Here is a 16516-nt window from a genome sequence, read left to right as displayed (position 1 = left end):
TTTTAAAGTAGAGTCAACCTATACCCATGATTCCAGAGAAAAAGGCTGTACTTGATGAATACGCCTAAAATCGCTATCAGCAGAAACGAGAGTGAGGTTGTGTTGAATAGCTGTCGCTGCTATCCAAAGATCATGATCGCTAAATCCCAAGTTTTCAATGCTGAAACTACGACGTTTGCTTTTGTCTTTGGGAGCAAAATAGTTAAAAACAGATGCTTTTAAACGACTGTAAATAATAGCAGTTTCTTCATCAATAAAATACAGATCAACATCAGACAAAAAACTTGAACTGCACCTAAATTTTGAGATTTTAGTGCTGATTTTTCTGTCATATATAGTAATTCTGCATAAGTAATAATGCTAACGCCAATGGTAACAGCAGAGCGAAATTTTAAAGTATCGGTAACTTGAGGATTACCATTAATAATGTAGCTACAATGATTAGTATCGAGCAAATAAGACATAGTGACAAAAATTAAAACTGCGTTTGAGAACGAGTTTCTTCAACTAAACGCAGACAATCTTCCAGATCATCACCATGCCAAGTTCCAGCATAATGTAGTAAATCACCTGCTTTTTTACCTCGCTTAATGGGGGAAATACGACGTAACGGGCGTTGATTTACGGTAGTTTTTTCCTGGATAGAGTCAAGGAAATCACTAACTAAGGAAAGCTGTTCTGGTGGTAGTTGGGATATTTGTTGTTCAATTTTTTGATGTAGTTCTAAATAAGTCATCTGTACCTCGTTTTGATAGGAAGAATGGGAAATACCTAATTTAGCCTTATTCTATTTTATCTCACAGCGATCGCACTCCCAAAATCATCCTACAAGCGATCGCTTTCAGGTAGTTGAAAGGCTTGCTCTTTCAGTTCTTGTAGGGACATAGAGGTTATTTTAACAAACGCTATATTTACCTTTGTTCTATTTTATCTCAAAGCGATACATTTCGTGTGATTGGTCATCGCACTCCCAAAATCACACTATCTCAACAAGACAGTATTTTAAGTTACTTTTCTTCTGTTTCTAAATAGCTGTCAATTACAGCCATGATATTTACACCTGTTAATTTAATATAATTATTCATAAATTTTGTATTTTCTGGCATTGGTATAAATGTTTCTTGAGTTTCCGAATAAGCAGGAAGCCAAAATTCGCTTTTTATATCTAATTCTTTTAATGGGTTGTTAGTTTTTTCAAGATGCTTTTGTAGTATATATTCATAAACAAATTGTTTTCTAATACTTCTGTTTTTTATTTCTTCTATCTTGTCTATATTTTCGTAATATTGAGGATCGGAGTATTTTATATCAATAAAATAAAAATTACGTTTATCAAGAAATTCTTTATATAGTTGATTTATTTCGTCCATTTCACGTAATCTAGAATATTCACGAAATAGTGACCAATAGAAAATATTATTGTTAATTTTTGCGTCCGTACCAAATATATTACATATAAATTCTTCAAAAAAATTAGTATAATCATATAGTTTCATGAGTAATGCTTTATAAAATATATGATTTAGAGATATCATCATTACTAATTCTTCGTGATTGATATTAGTAACATTCCAATATGAATAATAGTTATCAGGTAATTTTTGTTTAGAATTAATCTTGATGTCATTAAAACAATGTTTTAAATTTTCTTCTAATGATTTATCAATATTAGTAATCTTTAGACCTTTTATTCTTGATTGACTAATTCTTTTACCACCAAATTTTATATTTATATCAAATATAGTCAGATAGCCATGATCATTAAATGAATCGTTTTTTGTTAGACTATATTCAATATAATTTCTTTTCTTAAACTCTCTATTGGTTAATGATAAAATTTCACCTTCTTCAGATTCAAATGACCAAATTACTAAATCAGGGATTAGGTTATTACCATTAATATTAAATATATGTGTAATATCAATTATTTTGCTACAATCATTCCATTTATTTATCAAGCTATTAGATATGAATGTTTTGTCAAAATAAAAAATAGAATTAAGTGCTATACTGTGAATCACATGAGTTAAACACATTGATTCCCAGATAGTATTAAAATTACTAAATCCCCAAACTTCACCTTTTAAAGAATTATCTAAATCTCCAAACAAAAATTTATATATAGCTTCGTAAAAATCCCAATAATCACTATCTTTAATTGGAGTGTAATGATCAATTAATTCTAAAGCATCTTTTAATTCATTAGTAACTCGTAAATAATACTTCTCATTAAATAAACTAGCTTCTATACCTAAATATTTTTCTTGAAAACGTTCTGCTAAAGATTTAATATCAGGATTTACTTCTTGCTGTAACTGTTCCTTAATTTCAGTCAAAATATAACAATACATAGCAACTATATCAGTTGAATCAAAATGTATCTCCTTTCGTGATAAATTCATAGCATCAATATAAATTGCACCGTTATTGAGAAAAACAGCATTGTTTAAATAACGATGTAACTTACTATAATCTAATCTTTCAGATTTTCCTAATCTGCTAACAAGTCCGAGTATTTTTAATTCGTCATAAGCATCTAGGATACTTGCTAAAACATCAAGTTTAGAATAAAAAATATTTTTGCTATCGTCATCAGATGTAATTTCTGAACCAGTATCAACCTCAAGAACTCCATCACGATCATTAGCTTGGTTATTTTTGTTTAAATAACCTTTTTCGATACAGATTTGTTTAAAGACGTTCAGCACTCGATAAAGACGGAAAAATAAATCACGTTTTTTATCAAAAGTGTTAATATCATCTTCGGAAAATCCTTTAGGGATATGAAAGATAAGTTTTGAACCTTCTTTTTGTATTCCTACAAAGGAATACTTAGTATTAACTTTAAGTTCTAATGCTGCAAAATTTATCATTTTGTCTTCAGAATGGATTAATTAAAATGGTATAAATTCTATTATTTTTATAACAAAATCAGAATATAAACTTGAAAAATCTGTGTAAGTAATTAACTTTTTACTTAGTAGTTTTTCCAATGGTCTTTTATCTTTTGCAAAAACACTATCCCAAAGATAAAACATCAGCTTATTTCTAATTGCTGACTCTGTAATTGTATTATTGTCATCAGCTTTCAAAAACCACCAACCAATCTGTTTATCCTCAATTCTTCTAATAGCCTGATGATTAGATATAATAAAATAATTTAGTTGGATAACTAAATCATACCATTCATATTGTTTATCACCTATAACTACTGATATATTTTTAATTTTTTCAGGTATAAAATCACGATGAGGTGCGTCTACGTATTCCCAATCCCAACGGCGTTTAAATGCACTATCAAGATAATAAATAGATTCATCAGATGTATTGATTGTAGCAATAATAGATAGATTAGGCGGGATAGTAATACAGTTATTTTTTAAATTTTCTAAAACTCGTAAACCATCATTATTCTTATAATTATTTAGGTTATCTTTAGTAAGTTTATAAAACTTATCGAAATCAGTTCCATCGATCCGTATATTTTGATGATCAGCTTCAGCTTTATATTCCATTGCTCGAAAAATTCCTACTATCTCAAGCTCAGATAAATTAACTCTATAACTTGACCAATCATCATCTTCTCTATCTAATAACTGAAAAATTGAACCAAATATAGCTGCTGCATTACCTCTATTTAATTCATCTATAACTAACAGGACATTTTCATCACTACCATCAATTATTTTTTTATATGCTAAACCTAAAGCACGTAAAAAATGCCCCTCATAAAATTTATATATTACAGAACCGTTTCCAGTAGTTTGTGGTAATAGCTTTCCGACAAAATCTGAATAGGTATACTCTGGATGAAATATTGTTGTAATCGTATTTTCTAAAGAGTTGGTTTGTTCATCCAATTTTATACCTAGTTCTTGTTGTGCAATTTCACGAATTTTATAGCTTTTTCCTGTTCCTGGACTTCCAAAAAGAATCTTCTGAATTGGTGGCATTTTCTAACCTCGAATATTTCACTAACTAATTTATACCATAAAATTAGCCTACGCAGGTAGGCTTTGTCTATATAGCCCCAGATTTCTAATCTGAGGACTATATAAAAAAATACATTAAACAATATATCCTAAACTGCTTCATTCCTCAATCTTTGCAACAATTCCTCACGGGATAAATTACCCAAAGAAAGAAGTAACTGAGTGCGTTCAGAAATAGGAATATTAGCAATCTTTTCCACCAAACCAGATAACTCAGCATCTAAAGTACCAAAACGCCCTTCCAGAAGAGAAGTTATCAAAGAAAATCGTTCTTCCTCTTTTCCTTCTTGCTTTCCTTCTTGCTTCCATTCTTCTATTTGTTGTAAATAAGCCGGTGATAAGTTCATAATTACTTCCTCTTCATCCCTACTTAAATTATCTCTCAATTCTAAATTCTTGCGCCAGTCCGCTAAAATTTCTAACAAATTCTCTCGAAAAGGGTTATTTTCTGGTAATTCAGTTAACTCTTCCACTGCTCTTTTTTGTGTTCCTCCTTTCCCCAAAACTCTCAACCATAACGTATCTTCATTTTCTGGTAATTGATGAATCACAACTATTGCTGTTTTCAGGATATTCGGCAAAAAATAAACACCTTGAACCCAATCTTCGGCAATTTCAACTGCACCTAAACCCACAATCATCCGAGATGAAAAAGTTGGTGTTAAAATCCATAAAATCGGTAAATCTGATTCTGCAATATTTCTGTTTTCCCGTTTCGCTTTCCTAACTACATCACCATGAACGGCATATAATTTAAGTAAACAACTGCGAATTTCTATTTCTGATGGTGGATTGCGAAAAGGCTCAAATAAACATTGAGTTTTAGCCATCTTCCCTAATAAACCTAAAGGTAGATTTTCCTGATTTTGATCAGAAAATGGTTCAAACCAAACATCAATTTCTTGGACTTCGCTTTTAACTTTTTCGCTTTTTTTGATTGTTCCTAGAGGTGTTAATAATTCCTCTAGGTATTCCTTGGCAAATTGGTCGTGAGATTGTCGAGTCATGAAAATTTAGGTAAATGCTTTAATTATGATTCTTATTAAACAGTTTTTTAGCCTCATCATAAACCTCAAGAGTAATTAATAATATATCCTTCTCATAAGCATAATTTTCAATCTTCTTCCGTGCAAAAGGACGCACAAAAAAAGGAATTTTTTTCACTTTCACTTCTGCTTCCGCAGTCCATTTAATTTGTTCACTCATAGATTTTTTGGGTTTAATGTTAATAGTACAAACTTTAAATCATACAATATTTAATAACCAATATTATAAATCATAACCATGATTAAATAAAAGTTGTAAATTTCACATTTCCTCAAGTGATCAAAAAAGATTACTGATTAGATAGACTTAAAGTACAAACTCGTCGCAACATATTCTGACTAGCAGCACTGTCAGCTTCAACCAGAAAATATTGAGGCCAATAATCTATAAAAGTAGTGTAGGTTTTCCAGCTAGAATTAGCACTTAATTTACCACGATTACAAGATTTGGTATAAGCATTTCTTTTTCTACCACCAATATTATATTCAAAAACAACAACTTTTACCTTTGGATATTTATCATTATCGCTATAAAATCCATCTTCATTGTTGAGAGTATCATCAGCTAACATGATTTCAAATTTAACACTACTCTCATTTAATTTTATAATTTCACCGTTATTAGTTTGACCAAAATCTACCCACTTTTCTTGTTTAGTTTGAGCTAATACAGGTGTTGTGAATATAGGCAGAGAAGAAATTGCGATCGCTATCGTATATTTGATCAGTTGCATAACTTTATAAACTCACATTTTTACATTAGGTTTAATTACATTAAATATACACAATCTCAGTATTTTTTGGCAAATAAAAAATTGTTACATACAATAAATATTTAAAACCCCCGACTTCTCCAAGAAGTCGGGGATCTTATGGTTCAGTATTTAACCTTGCGCTACAGGTTCTTTCGCCAAAAACTTCTCCAACTCAGTCAAAGCATCAGCATCAACCTTAGTCTGCATTGGACAGAACTTAGGACCACACATTGAACAAAACTCAGCCGTTTTATAGATATCTGCTGGTAAAGTTTCGTCGTGATATTCCTTCGCTCTTTCTGGGTCTAAAGATAACTCAAATTGACGATTCCAATCGAAATTATAGCGAGCCGCAGACAGTTCATCATCTCTATCTCTAGCACCAGGGCGATGTCTAGCAATATCCGCCGCATGAGCCGCAATTTTATAAGCAATTAAGCCATTACGCACGTCTTCAGCATTAGGTAAACCTAAATGTTCTTTAGGAGTCACATAACACAACATCGCCGTCCCATACCATCCCGCCATAGCTGCCCCAATCGCTGAGGTAATATGGTCGTAACCAGGAGCAATATCTGTCACTAAAGGACCGAGAACATAGAAAGGTGCTTCCGAACACTCTTCCATTTGCTTGCGGACATTGAACTCAATTTGATCCATGGGAACGTGGCCGGGACCTTCCACCATCACCTGTACATCATGTTCCCAAGCCTTGCGGGTGAGATTTCCCAGGGTTTTCAGTTCTGCTAACTGGGCTTCATCGGACGCATCATGGGTACATCCTGGGCGCAGGGAGTCGCCTAAACTGAAAGAAACATCATATCTTTTGAAAATCTCAATGATGTCGTTGAAATGGGTATACAGGGGGTTTTGTTTGTGGTGATGCAACATCCACCGCGCCAAAATTCCGCCACCGCGAGAGACAATACCTGTAATGCGGTTTCTGACTAAAGGTAAATGTTCAATCAAAATTCCCGCGTGGATAGTTTGATAGTCTACCCCTTGCTGGGCGTGTTTTTCGATGATGTGGAGAAAGTCGTCAGCGGTGAGATTTTCAATTGTGCCGTGAACGCTTTCTAAAGCTTGGTAAACTGGAACTGTGCCAATGGGAACAGGTGAAGCGTTGATAATTGCGGTACGAATTTCATCTAAATTACCGCCACCTGTGGACAAATCCATCACGGTATCAGCACCGTATTTTACCGCCAGGTTGAGTTTATCAACTTCTTCTTGCAAGTTGGAAGAGTTGGGAGAAGCGCCGATATTGGCGTTTACTTTACACTTAGAAGCGATACCAATGGCCATCGGTTCTAAGTTAGTGTGATTAATATTCGCAGGGATAATCATCCTTCCCCGTGCCACTTCAGCGCGGATTAGTTCAGCAGGAAGATTTTCCCGCGTTGCTACGTATTGCATTTCTTCTGTGATTACACCCTGACGGGCGTAGTGCATTTGCGATACGTTAGCTTGTCCACGTCGCTTGGCTACCCATTCTGTACGCATTATGAAATTCCTCAAATAAACAGCTTCCCTCCGCTGGTATTACCCAGACTCAGGTGTTAAGGGTTTGATCTCAGCTTGTTTTCCCAAGCACCCCTAGCATGAATGGAATTGTAGCATTTTGGTTATTGGCGGGGGGAGGGGCGTTATAAATTGTGAGGATGTGGAGGTAATAATCTTCACGCCAGGGAATAAATTCCCTGTCTAAAAGCTAAAGTCGGTTAAAACCGACTATTTGTGATCTATTTATTCTGGAAATAGAATAAATTTTGATTTTTAGTTAATCAGAGTGCGTTTTAACGTACTTTAGCTATTAGCCCGGAAATTGATTTCCGGGTGGGTGTGAAAGCTAACAGATAACCAATTTGTAGGTTAAGTTGATACCAATGAGCTTTTGCTATACTCCTACGAAAATTTATATGTATTTAGGTATTTTTTTCACGCAGAGGCGCAGAGGCGCAGAGTAAGAGCGCAAAGAATATGTATTATTTATTAAGCTATGGCTTGCAAATTAGCAAAGTTGGATGGTTCGCAATAGCTTCTAATTAAGGCTTTGGCGTTTTCTCGTTTTTCGCCTGTGAATAAGTTAAATATTACTTCTTCTTGCTGAGAGTAAAGATGTAATAATCCAAAGTCTTTAATTCTTGAATAAAGTAAGGGAACTCCTGCTAATGTGAGTAAATGTAATTTTTTATGATCACGCTCTTTTGCCTCATTGGAACTATGATATTTTTCAGATTGACATTCCACTACTAAGCAAGGTTGATAATTATCATTTGTGATTAGAGCATCTACACTGGAGCTAAAGAAAAATTTTCTTAGTTCTATATCAACTCCTATGCCTAATTCACAAATTTGGGATAAGCTGACCTGGGTATGAAGTTTATAATTTTCATCTATGCAGGTTTGGAGAAATTCTAACATTCTTTCTTCGTAAGGGTTAACAAGTCTTTTGGGTTTGATATACATTAGTTTTTCTCCATTAATATTTTTGCAAAGTAACCAAGGAATTCTTCTAGAACTTCTTTTGAACCAATACACGCTTGCCATGTATAAGGAAAAAGCTTATCTTCTTGCAAAATGAGATAACTTTGATTATTACTTAATGATTCAATCCGAAATTCATTTCTTGGAATAATCTCACTGTTAGGAATGATAGAATATGACTCATCTGGCATATTACTATTAAGACTGCATTGATTAAGAGGAATCTCACCTACTGTTATCTCTTCACTTTGTAAAAAATCCCAATATTCAGGGGGTAAAGATTCAAGAAAAATATCTTTTTTAGAAGGATTTACCCAAATTACACCTACTCTTGAAAATCCTACATCGGGAGCTTCTTGTATATCAACCCAATACCCTATTTCTAAGATATGTCCATCTAAAATATCTTGAGGAATAGAAATACAAAGTCCCTCTTTACGTTGAGCTAAAACCAGTTGATAACGTTTAGCTCCTTTTGTGGGATTTTTAAGTCTGTACCCTATATATTGAGATGCTCGACTTACTTTAAACTTGTCGTTGAAACCAAGTTTTTCCAAGAGATTGATAGCTAAAGACATCAAATCTTCGCCACCTGCAATCATTTCAATATTGGTTGAAACCAAGCGAGGAACGCCGTTTTCAACCTCAAAGCGTTGGATGACATCGTATATAATTTTTGACATTACTTTTTCCCAAAAACCTTATCTAAGGTTCATGGAAATATCTTAAACCCTATTCGCAAAAATTACAAGAATGTTAGCTAAGATTTTTGGATTTTGTGGAAATGGTTGATTTTACCTATTTATCCCACATTCCGCTAAAAAATGTAGAGACGTTCCATGGAACGTCTCTACAAGGGTTCTGAATGATAAGCATATTTAATTTTTTAATTTTACGAATTACGAATTATTTAAATGCTTCTTGCAGTTGCTCTAGCGTCAGAGATTGAACTAAACTCAATGGTAGCGATCGCTTACTAATAGTATTAACGTAATCTGCACTCAAGTAAGGCTGGTAACTTGGCTGTTCAGCGACATAGGTTTGCAAGAAGGGAAAACTTAAAGCTTTGACGTAGCTACGTGCCAGTGCGGGACTTGAACCAATTACCTGTGTAGGAACAGGCAAAACTGCATTTGGTGATTCTGCAATAGTAGAAAAGTGTGTACCACCATTGATCAGCACTAAATACTTATTTGGTGTTGTTAACCAGGTAAAGGGTATAATTTGTTCCTGCAAAGCCGGAGCAATGGTATCGCCACTGCCAGATATTATCATCACTGGGATTTTAATTTGGCTGAGACTAGCTTCGCCCATAATACTGCTATTAACAGGATTAATTGCAATTATTGCTTTCACTCTTGGATCGAATAAATTGTATTCTATATTTGGTAAATTTATAGCCAAGCATTGAAGTAAGAGCGAAATATTGAGTGTACTGTTTGTAGGTGGGCAGTCTTTTTCTAATTGCTCAAAATTCATCTTTGCGCCTGCTAATGCTAAGGCTGTGTAGCCACCAAAGGATTGTCCTATAACTCCTATTTGTTGTAAATTTAATTGCCCTTGAAATGCTGGGTTGTTTTGAGATAATCGAGTTAGTTCATCTAACAAATACTTCACATCCAATGGTCTGTCAATCAATTCTCTGGGGCTAGTTACTGCCTGTGCTGTTCCTGACAATAGAGCTTTTAGTTGTTCTGCATTACTACCAGGATGCTCTGGAACAGCAACTACAAAGCCTGATTGGGCAAGATGTTCAGCCAGGTAAGCAAAACTGTTTCTGTCAGAACCAAGCCCGTGGGAGATGACAATGATTGGACGCGGATTTGAGACATTAGGTAGATAAATATCAGCGGGAAAAGTGCGATCGCGAGATTGGTCATTGAGGACAATAGTTTGTTTTTGCCAAGTAAATTTTCCTGGTTTTTTGATATCTGCTAAAAGCCCTGAAGTCAGATTTGATGTGGTTGATTTTAGTTGAGATTGTTCGTTAATAAGTGCTACTGCATTTTGGGTTTGATTTACTAAATTTTGTAATGTATTGACAATTTCCAAACTCCGGTCTAAATCAATTGAAATTGAGCTTGTGGGAAATTTGCGTAATACATTTAGAAGCGTAAAATTGTTTGGATCAGCTGCTGCCAAAATCAGTGCGGCTCGAATTGCATAGAAACCCGATAAACGAGATTCTGTTTGAATAATTTCTCCCAAATTATCTAATAATCTTTCACCAATTGGTGTATACAGAAATTGCGAAACGTTTACTATATTTAAGGGAATAGGAGTTAATAAAACTTTCCGTAGTTGAGTTAGTTGTTTGTTGTTGGTGTACCGAGCATATACAGCTAAATCATCATCAATTTTGCCTGTTTCCGCATATTTTTCCAGTGAATCAATTGGTATAGATTGCTCTAAAATGCCGTAAGAAAGGGTTAATCGCTCTGCACCTAAAACAGGATAAGCCGTTAGTGCAGGTAATAAACCTATACTAAAAATCCTGCAAGCAAATTTACTCCAAACAAGCCGTTTAGTTATGAGATCAGTCATTAAACGCCACCTTACTAACCGGATACCGCTGGGCGATAGCGTTCGCGAAGCGTGTGCCTTGCACTCAGCGCTCCGTAGGAATCGCCTTTTTGAAATCTTTCCCATCCCTGTTGGAGATGAGTTGGAGCGGGATTATTAGCATCATAAACAACAATCGCATTAGTTAACTTCCTCCCCGCAGGTACTAAAATTTTACCTTTAGCGGCTAAAGCCCTGGATGCACCCCCATCTAAATTCATCGCTTCAAAGCAGCCGATCACCTTCATCGCTTGGGCTTCTTGCTGCAAAGTCAGATTTACTTCAAAATTCACCAAAAATAGCTTTGTACCATCTTTATTATATCCAATCGCTGTTCTTGCACCATTACCTAAAACGTGGGGGTCTTTAAAGCCTTCAATAGCTGGATTCAGCCAAATTTGCCCTTTTCGCAAAAGTCGAGGACCGCAGGTGATAGAAAACCAATGTTGATGCCATTCTGGTTTTCCCTCAACTCTTGCTGTCACCATTTCGGGTTTATTACCGACGCGCAAACCCAAGGTAGTACCAAAATTTTCCCACTGACTGTATTTGAGGAATTTCCCACCTGCAACCATATTACCCATAACAGTTTTTTGGGCATTTTTGGCGAAAAATGTACCATTAGCAACTACAGCAGCGCGGGAACGGGCAACCATTTGATTAAATTCTTCATCACCGCTAGTTTTTTGGATGGTGTTTGCAAAATTGGCGTTATTCGCTAAAGCAATCGTCATCAAGGTGTTCGGATCGGTGAGGTCTACAATAGTTTGATAGAAAGGAATACCGTTGACCTTTCCTTTCTTCACCTGTACAGTTTGGGCAGTGCTTGGTAATGTCAGTGTCAAACCTTGAGCTAAAGTAGCACCACCCAGAAACAAGAAAGACCTGCGACCCATTTGAGAATTTGGCATAATAAATAATTCGTAATTAGTTTGTAATTTGTAAGTTGTAATTTGTAATTGATGAAAGAGTAGTTTTAATAACTGACAACTGACTAATGACCACTGAATTTAAGTATATTATTTTTCATAAACCCTATGGTGTCCTGAGTCAATTTACCCAGGAATCTCCCAAACACATTACCCTGAAAGAATATCTTGATGTTCCTGATGTGTATCCTGTGGGTCGTTTAGACTGGGATAGTGAAGGGTTACTATTGTTAACCAACGATGGACCATTACAACATCGTCTTTCTAACCCCCGGTTTGGGCATAAACGCACCTACTGGGTGCAGGTAGAAGGTATTCCTGATACAGAGGCTATCAACAAGTTATGCACAGGGGTAGAAATTCAAGATTACCGGACTCGTCCCTCCCAAGTTAAGCTATTTTTAGAAGAACCAACGGTCAGTGAACGTAACCCCCCGATTAGATTTAGAAAAAATATTCCCACAGCTTGGCTGGAAATGACCCTTACAGAAGGGAAAAACCGCCAGGTGCGGCGCATGACTGCTGCGGTAGGGTTTCCAACTTTAAGATTAATCAGGGTCAGTATTTCTCACTTACAATTAAATGGTTTACAACTAGGTGAATGGCGCAACCTGACACACTCAGAAATCAAAGACCTGAAAAAGTCTCGGATTTAACAGATTCCATATAATTAGTAACTATATCCACTATAATCAGGGGCTGCTCATTGTGGCACTTTGGATTTTAGTGGATAGAAGCATCTTAGAAGGAAAATCAAGGAATTTCTACTATGCTGATTTGCCCTCACTGTCAATTTGAAAACCCCAATGACAATAAGTTCTGTCAAAGTTGTGGCACGTCTTTAACTCACAGGACTTGTCGTGAATGTGGGGCGGAAGTCCTGATAAATACCCAGTATTGTCAAGAGTGTGGTGCAGAATGCGGCACAATTTGGTGGGCAATCATTACCCAGGAAACATCTATTCCAGTTTCAGAAGTTGAGGACGAGAAACTTATACAAGCTAGAGTAAGTACAAACTCACGTCCACAATTTGCTGTAGGCTCATTTTTAGACCGGGGAAAACGCTATCAATTATTGGAACCGTTACCAGCACCAGAAGTCATTGCTGCTAATACTGAGGTCAAAGTTAGGGTTTTAGATTGCCAACCCTTTCACATCTCACCTATTGAAGCGATGCTGGAAAATCAACCACAAGGGTTGATTGTTCCATCTGTGAGTGTAATTGGAATACCCAGTTTAGCTCAAGCTTATGTAGCATTACAAAGTGAAATGCCACCGGGAATACCAGTAATTCACGATGCTTGGCAGCAAGATAATATGCAGGTGGTACTGATTGAAGACCGTTCCCATTGGCAGTTGTTACTGGACCTGTGGCAAGATCCTACAACCCATCCGTTACAGATTTTACACTGGTGTTATCAGATGATCCAACTTTGGGGGATACTCGAACCGGTGAACTGTCGCCAAAGTCTGTTGGAGTTATCAAATCTGCGACTAGATGAAGACCAAACACTGGGGTTACAACGTTTGTATGTGGAAACACCTGCTAATATTTTGTCTTCAGATGTAGATGAGCCTTTAAGTATCAAGGCTTTGGGACGGGTTTGGCACAGTTTATGTATACAGTCTCAACGTACTCAAATTGCCTCAGTTGTGGAAATATTGGAGGATTTAGAAGTTGGTAAGATTTCGACTTTGACAGAATTGCGATCGCGTTTGGAGGAAATAGCCACAGAACTACAACCACCCTCTAACCCTGATGTTAGTTCTACAGAGCCACAATCTGCTTCTTCACCAACTCTGCTGCAAGATGATGATTTGCCTGATCTGGACAGAAACGAAGATGCACCGACCATTATCTTGTCAATGCAGTTAAGGAGTGTAGAAAATACAGGACGCACTGATATCGGTCGTCAACGTGATCACAATGAAGATTATTTTGGCATTGAAACCAAGCAGCAAAAGCTGGAATTACCCAGAAGTCGCAATTTGCAAGCTCGTGGTTTGTATATTCTCTGTGATGGGATGGGGGGACACGCTGGGGGTGAGGTGGCCAGTGAGTTGGCTGTAACTACTCTGCGACAATACTTTCAAGAAAAGTGGATTGGTCAAGAACTACCAACGGCTGAAGTTATCCAGGAATCAGTTTTTCTAGCTAATCAGACGATTTATGATCTCAATCAAGAAGGACTACGTTCTGGTGTTGGGCGCATGGGTACGACTTTGGTGATGTTATTAATGCAAAACACTAAGTTAGCAGTCGCTCATGTGGGAGATAGTCGTCTTTATCGCGTTACACGCAAGGGGGGACTAGAACAAATGACCATAGATCACGAGGTTGGTCAACGGGAAATTGCTAAAGGTGTAGCTCCCAGTATAGCTTATGCCCGTCCTGATGCCTACCAACTCACTCAAGCTTTGGGTCCACGGGATGCAAATTTTGTCCATCCTGATGTCAATTTCTTCGAGATTCGTGAAGATGCGCTGCTGTTGTTAGTTTCGGACGGTCTATCAGATAATGATTTATTAGAAACTAATTGGCAGACTCACCTAGAACCGTTGCTGAGTTCTGGCACAAATCTGGAATTAGGTCTCAGCGACTTGGTTGATTTAGCAAATGAACACAATGGTCACGACAATATTACAGGTATACTGATTCGGGTCAAGGTTTCTCCCCATCAGCAAAATTGGCTATAAAGTTGTGATTGTCAAATATAGCAAGAGATAGGTGATAGGTTTGGAACTATGTTTGTGTCTGATTTTTATCATTAGTTCATCTCCTAAGCACCTTGGCGGTTGCTATATAATTAGTAGTAATTACTAATTCATAATCACAATTACTTTGTAGATTATGCCTTTACAGCCTGTTCTCTTTTCTGATAGATAATTAATTATGAATTATCAATTATGAATTATCAATTTTTATTGTGGTTACTCTGACCCTGTTAGACACGCAACATAAAACACCGATTAAACAGTGGTGTTTTGAGGGTTCCTCCGTGATTCGCATTGGTCGAGCGGTGGATAATCACGTTGTTTTAAATGATAGTTTAGTTTCTCGATATCATCTGGAACTTAAGCAGTTTATTACTGGTAATAAAGGTGATGCTTGGCAGGTAGTTAGTCAAGGAACAAATGGGACGTTTCTTGATGGTGTTCTTGTCACGAAAAGTACATTACCGGATAATTCTTTACTGCAACTAGCACAGGGAGGTCCCTTACTCAAATTTCAACTTCAGGATATACCAGAACCGACTGCTTTGCCTTGGCAACCAATACCCCAGGAAAAAGAAAATGTCTCTGCTTCCAGTTGCAACCATGAGGGAAATTCACCAAATAATATATTTTGTGTTCACTGTGGTCAACCTCTGAATGTGATCCAGCGAATTCGTCATTATCAGATTTTACGCACTCTGGGACAGGGTGGGATGGGTACTACTTACCTGGCTTGGGATGGTACGGGTTTGAGTACAGGAGTACCGCAACTGTTGGTGTTGAAGCAGATGAACGCTGATATGGCTAGAATTGCTAAGGCTCAGGAGTTATTTGAAAGGGAAGCAAATACTCTTAAATGCCTTAATTATCCAGGTATTCCTAAGTATTATGATTTCTTTGTCGAAGGTGGCAAAAAATACTTGGCAATGGAGTTAATTCACGGTCAGGATTTGGAAAAACGTGTATATAATACTGGTCCTGTTGCACCTAATCAGGCGATCGCTTGGATGATTCAGACCTGCGATATTTTAGATTATCTCCATAACCAAGATCAGCCTCTGATTCACCGGGATATTAAACCAGCTAATCTGATGGTGAGGAATGCTAATAATCGCATTGTAGTGCTAGATTTTGGGGCTGTGAAGGAAACTGGAACTGCACCAGGGACAAGAATTGGTGCTGAAGGTTATTGCGCTCCTGAACAGGAACGAGGACAACCATTGACACAATCAGATTTGTATGCTATCGGTCCAACGCTGATTTTTTTACTAACGGGGGAAAATCCTTTGAGGTTTTTCCGCCAAAGGGGAAGAGGTTTTTGCTTTGATGTTAAAAGTGTGCCTACTATTACTCCCCAACTCCGAGAAGTTATTGAGCGGGTTACGGAACCTCTCCCACGCGATCGCTTTCAAAGTGCGAAGGAGTTGACTAAGGCTTTAATTTCAGCTACCAGCTAGAAGGGGGATTGGGTACTGGGGATTGGGGATTGGGTACTGGGGATTGGGGATTGGAATAAAAATCTTCAAAGATACTGTAAAATTTAAGGGATTGAGACTGGTATGGTATGGGGGATAGGGGCTTTGAGTCGTTAGACTTCTATCAAGATAGCCTTAAACTACTAAAAGCAGCTTATAGACTGGCAGACAGTCTACCAGACTGCGATCGTTACAATTTGAGCGACCAACTCAGAAGAGCTTGTTGCAGTCTGTTACTGAATATAGCGGAAGGTTATGGACGCTATCATTATTTGGATAGATTGCGTTTTCTATATATTGCTCGTGGTTCCTTAGCTGAAACCAAAAGTGCCTTTATTATTGCTCATAGTCTAAACTACTGCAACGCAGAACAGTTAAACTGGGTCAGTCAGTTAAAAGACCGCATAGAAAAAGGTCTGAATGGTTACTGTCGCTTTATTCGTTCCCAACAACAAGGAAAAGAAGAGTATGGGAGTAAATTGTATGATGGATGATGGGTAATGGGTAATGGGTAATGGGTAAAAATCTTTTCCTAGTCCCCAGTCCCCAATCCC

At 36.9% G+C, this 16516-nt stretch carries 17 protein-coding genes and 1 riboswitch; of the genes, 4 read left to right on the top strand and 13 right to left on the bottom strand.

The features are described from left to right. Positions 1–18: 18 nt before the first annotated feature. From H6G06_RS28030 to H6G06_RS18190, 13 genes are all read right to left on the bottom strand, one after another. Positions 19–279 (bottom strand): PIN domain-containing protein, encoded by a 261-nt coding sequence (locus H6G06_RS28030; RefSeq protein WP_338422958.1) that lies wholly within the window; start codon positions 277–279, stop codon positions 19–21. Then, complete coding sequence (locus H6G06_RS28025) at positions 219–464, bottom strand: type II toxin-antitoxin system VapC family toxin (protein ID WP_338422957.1); 246 nt, start codon at positions 462–464, stop codon at positions 219–221. Before H6G06_RS28025 ends, H6G06_RS28030 begins: the two co-directional genes overlap by 61 nt. Positions 465–475: 11 nt before the next feature. Further along, positions 476–736, bottom strand: a complete 261-nt coding sequence (locus H6G06_RS18240) for a hypothetical protein (RefSeq protein WP_190562683.1) — start codon at positions 734–736, stop codon at positions 476–478. 271 nt (positions 737–1007) lie between these two features. Further along, complete coding sequence (locus H6G06_RS18235) at positions 1008–2873, bottom strand: hypothetical protein (protein WP_190562680.1); 1866 nt, start codon at positions 2871–2873, stop codon at positions 1008–1010. A 21-nt stretch (positions 2874–2894) separates the two neighbouring features. Then, positions 2895–3953 (bottom strand): 5-methylcytosine-specific restriction endonuclease subunit McrB, encoded by a 1059-nt coding sequence (locus tag H6G06_RS18230; RefSeq protein WP_190562679.1) that lies wholly within the window; start codon positions 3951–3953, stop codon positions 2895–2897. Positions 3954–4081: 128 nt separating this feature from the next. Then, positions 4082–4999, bottom strand: a complete 918-nt coding sequence (locus H6G06_RS18225; RefSeq protein ID WP_190562677.1) for a hypothetical protein — start codon at positions 4997–4999, stop codon at positions 4082–4084. A gap of 19 nt (positions 5000–5018) precedes the next feature. Then, the gene (locus H6G06_RS18220) at positions 5019–5198 is read right to left on the bottom strand and encodes a PCP reductase family protein (protein WP_190562675.1); all 180 of its coding nucleotides are present in this window, start codon (positions 5196–5198) and stop codon (positions 5019–5021) included. Positions 5199–5328: 130 nt separating this feature from the next. Next, complete coding sequence (locus tag H6G06_RS18215; RefSeq protein WP_190562673.1) at positions 5329–5772, bottom strand: hypothetical protein; 444 nt, start codon at positions 5770–5772, stop codon at positions 5329–5331. Between the two features lie 150 nt (positions 5773–5922). After that, positions 5923–7296, bottom strand: coding sequence for a phosphomethylpyrimidine synthase (gene thiC, locus H6G06_RS18210; RefSeq protein WP_190562671.1), 1374 nt, complete (start codon positions 7294–7296; stop codon positions 5923–5925). 8 nt (positions 7297–7304) lie between these two features. Continuing rightward, a riboswitch (TPP riboswitch) is annotated at positions 7305–7401 on the bottom strand. A gap of 384 nt (positions 7402–7785) precedes the next feature. Next, positions 7786–8262 (bottom strand): DUF2726 domain-containing protein, encoded by a 477-nt coding sequence (locus tag H6G06_RS18205; RefSeq protein ID WP_190562669.1) that lies wholly within the window; start codon positions 8260–8262, stop codon positions 7786–7788. Further along, entirely contained in the window at positions 8262–8963 is a 702-nt protein-coding gene (locus tag H6G06_RS18200; RefSeq protein ID WP_190562667.1) for a hypothetical protein, read from the bottom strand. Before H6G06_RS18200 ends, H6G06_RS18205 begins: the two co-directional genes overlap by 1 nt. A 223-nt stretch (positions 8964–9186) precedes the next feature. Continuing rightward, positions 9187–10824: an alpha/beta hydrolase gene (locus H6G06_RS18195; RefSeq protein ID WP_190562665.1), complete on the bottom strand. Its 1638-nt coding sequence runs from the start codon at positions 10822–10824 to the stop codon at positions 9187–9189. A 14-nt stretch (positions 10825–10838) separates the two neighbouring features. Beyond that, positions 10839–11753, bottom strand: coding sequence for a phosphodiester glycosidase family protein (locus H6G06_RS18190; RefSeq protein ID WP_190562663.1), 915 nt, complete (start codon positions 11751–11753; stop codon positions 10839–10841). 86 nt (positions 11754–11839) lie between these two features. Between H6G06_RS18190 and H6G06_RS18185 the strand changes: the two genes are divergently transcribed. The 4 genes from H6G06_RS18185 (at position 11840) to H6G06_RS18170 (ending at position 16456) form a co-directional block, all read left to right on the top strand. Next, positions 11840–12427, top strand: a complete 588-nt coding sequence (locus H6G06_RS18185) for an rRNA large subunit pseudouridine synthase E (protein WP_190562661.1) — start codon at positions 11840–11842, stop codon at positions 12425–12427. Between the two features lie 113 nt (positions 12428–12540). Continuing rightward, entirely contained in the window at positions 12541–14469 is a 1929-nt protein-coding gene (locus tag H6G06_RS18180) for a serine/threonine phosphatase (RefSeq protein ID WP_190562659.1), read from the top strand. 230 nt (positions 14470–14699) lie between these two features. After that, entirely contained in the window at positions 14700–15944 is a 1245-nt protein-coding gene (locus H6G06_RS18175; protein WP_190562657.1) for a protein kinase domain-containing protein, read from the top strand. Positions 15945–16051: 107 nt separating this feature from the next. After that, positions 16052–16456 (top strand): four helix bundle protein, encoded by a 405-nt coding sequence (locus H6G06_RS18170; protein ID WP_190562655.1) that lies wholly within the window; start codon positions 16052–16054, stop codon positions 16454–16456. Positions 16457–16516 lie beyond the last annotated feature (60 nt).

This window comes from Anabaena sphaerica FACHB-251, from assembly GCF_014696825.1.
Lineage (GTDB): Bacteria > Cyanobacteriota > Cyanobacteriia > Cyanobacteriales > Nostocaceae > RDYJ01.
This window is presented reverse-complemented; position numbering and strand designations above follow the sequence as displayed.

Excerpts from the sequence above, each read along its gene's own strand:
- H6G06_RS28025 (WP_338422957.1), bottom strand. The coding sequence starts at position 464 with ATGTCTTATTTGCTCGATACTAATCATTGTAGCTACATTATTAATGGT.
- H6G06_RS18240 (WP_190562683.1), bottom strand. The coding sequence starts at position 736 with ATGACTTATTTAGAACTACATCAAAAAATTGAACAACAAATATCCCAA.
- H6G06_RS18235 (WP_190562680.1), bottom strand. The coding sequence starts at position 2,873 with ATGATAAATTTTGCAGCATTAGAACTTAAAGTTAATACTAAGTATTCC.
- H6G06_RS18230 (WP_190562679.1), bottom strand. The coding sequence starts at position 3,953 with ATGCCACCAATTCAGAAGATTCTTTTTGGAAGTCCAGGAACAGGAAAA.
- H6G06_RS18225 (WP_190562677.1), bottom strand. The coding sequence starts at position 4,999 with ATGACTCGACAATCTCACGACCAATTTGCCAAGGAATACCTAGAGGAA.
- H6G06_RS18220 (WP_190562675.1), bottom strand. The coding sequence starts at position 5,198 with ATGAGTGAACAAATTAAATGGACTGCGGAAGCAGAAGTGAAAGTGAAA.
- H6G06_RS18215 (WP_190562673.1), bottom strand. The coding sequence starts at position 5,772 with ATGCAACTGATCAAATATACGATAGCGATCGCAATTTCTTCTCTGCCT.
- thiC (WP_190562671.1), bottom strand. The coding sequence starts at position 7,296 with ATGCGTACAGAATGGGTAGCCAAGCGACGTGGACAAGCTAACGTATCG.
- H6G06_RS18205 (WP_190562669.1), bottom strand. The coding sequence starts at position 8,262 with ATGTATATCAAACCCAAAAGACTTGTTAACCCTTACGAAGAAAGAATG.
- H6G06_RS18200 (WP_190562667.1), bottom strand. The coding sequence starts at position 8,963 with ATGTCAAAAATTATATACGATGTCATCCAACGCTTTGAGGTTGAAAAC.
- H6G06_RS18195 (WP_190562665.1), bottom strand. The coding sequence starts at position 10,824 with ATGACTGATCTCATAACTAAACGGCTTGTTTGGAGTAAATTTGCTTGC.
- H6G06_RS18190 (WP_190562663.1), bottom strand. The coding sequence starts at position 11,753 with ATGCCAAATTCTCAAATGGGTCGCAGGTCTTTCTTGTTTCTGGGTGGT.
- H6G06_RS18185 (WP_190562661.1), top strand. The coding sequence starts at position 11,840 with ATGACCACTGAATTTAAGTATATTATTTTTCATAAACCCTATGGTGTC.
- H6G06_RS18180 (WP_190562659.1), top strand. The coding sequence starts at position 12,541 with ATGCTGATTTGCCCTCACTGTCAATTTGAAAACCCCAATGACAATAAG.
- H6G06_RS18170 (WP_190562655.1), top strand. The coding sequence starts at position 16,052 with ATGGGGGATAGGGGCTTTGAGTCGTTAGACTTCTATCAAGATAGCCTT.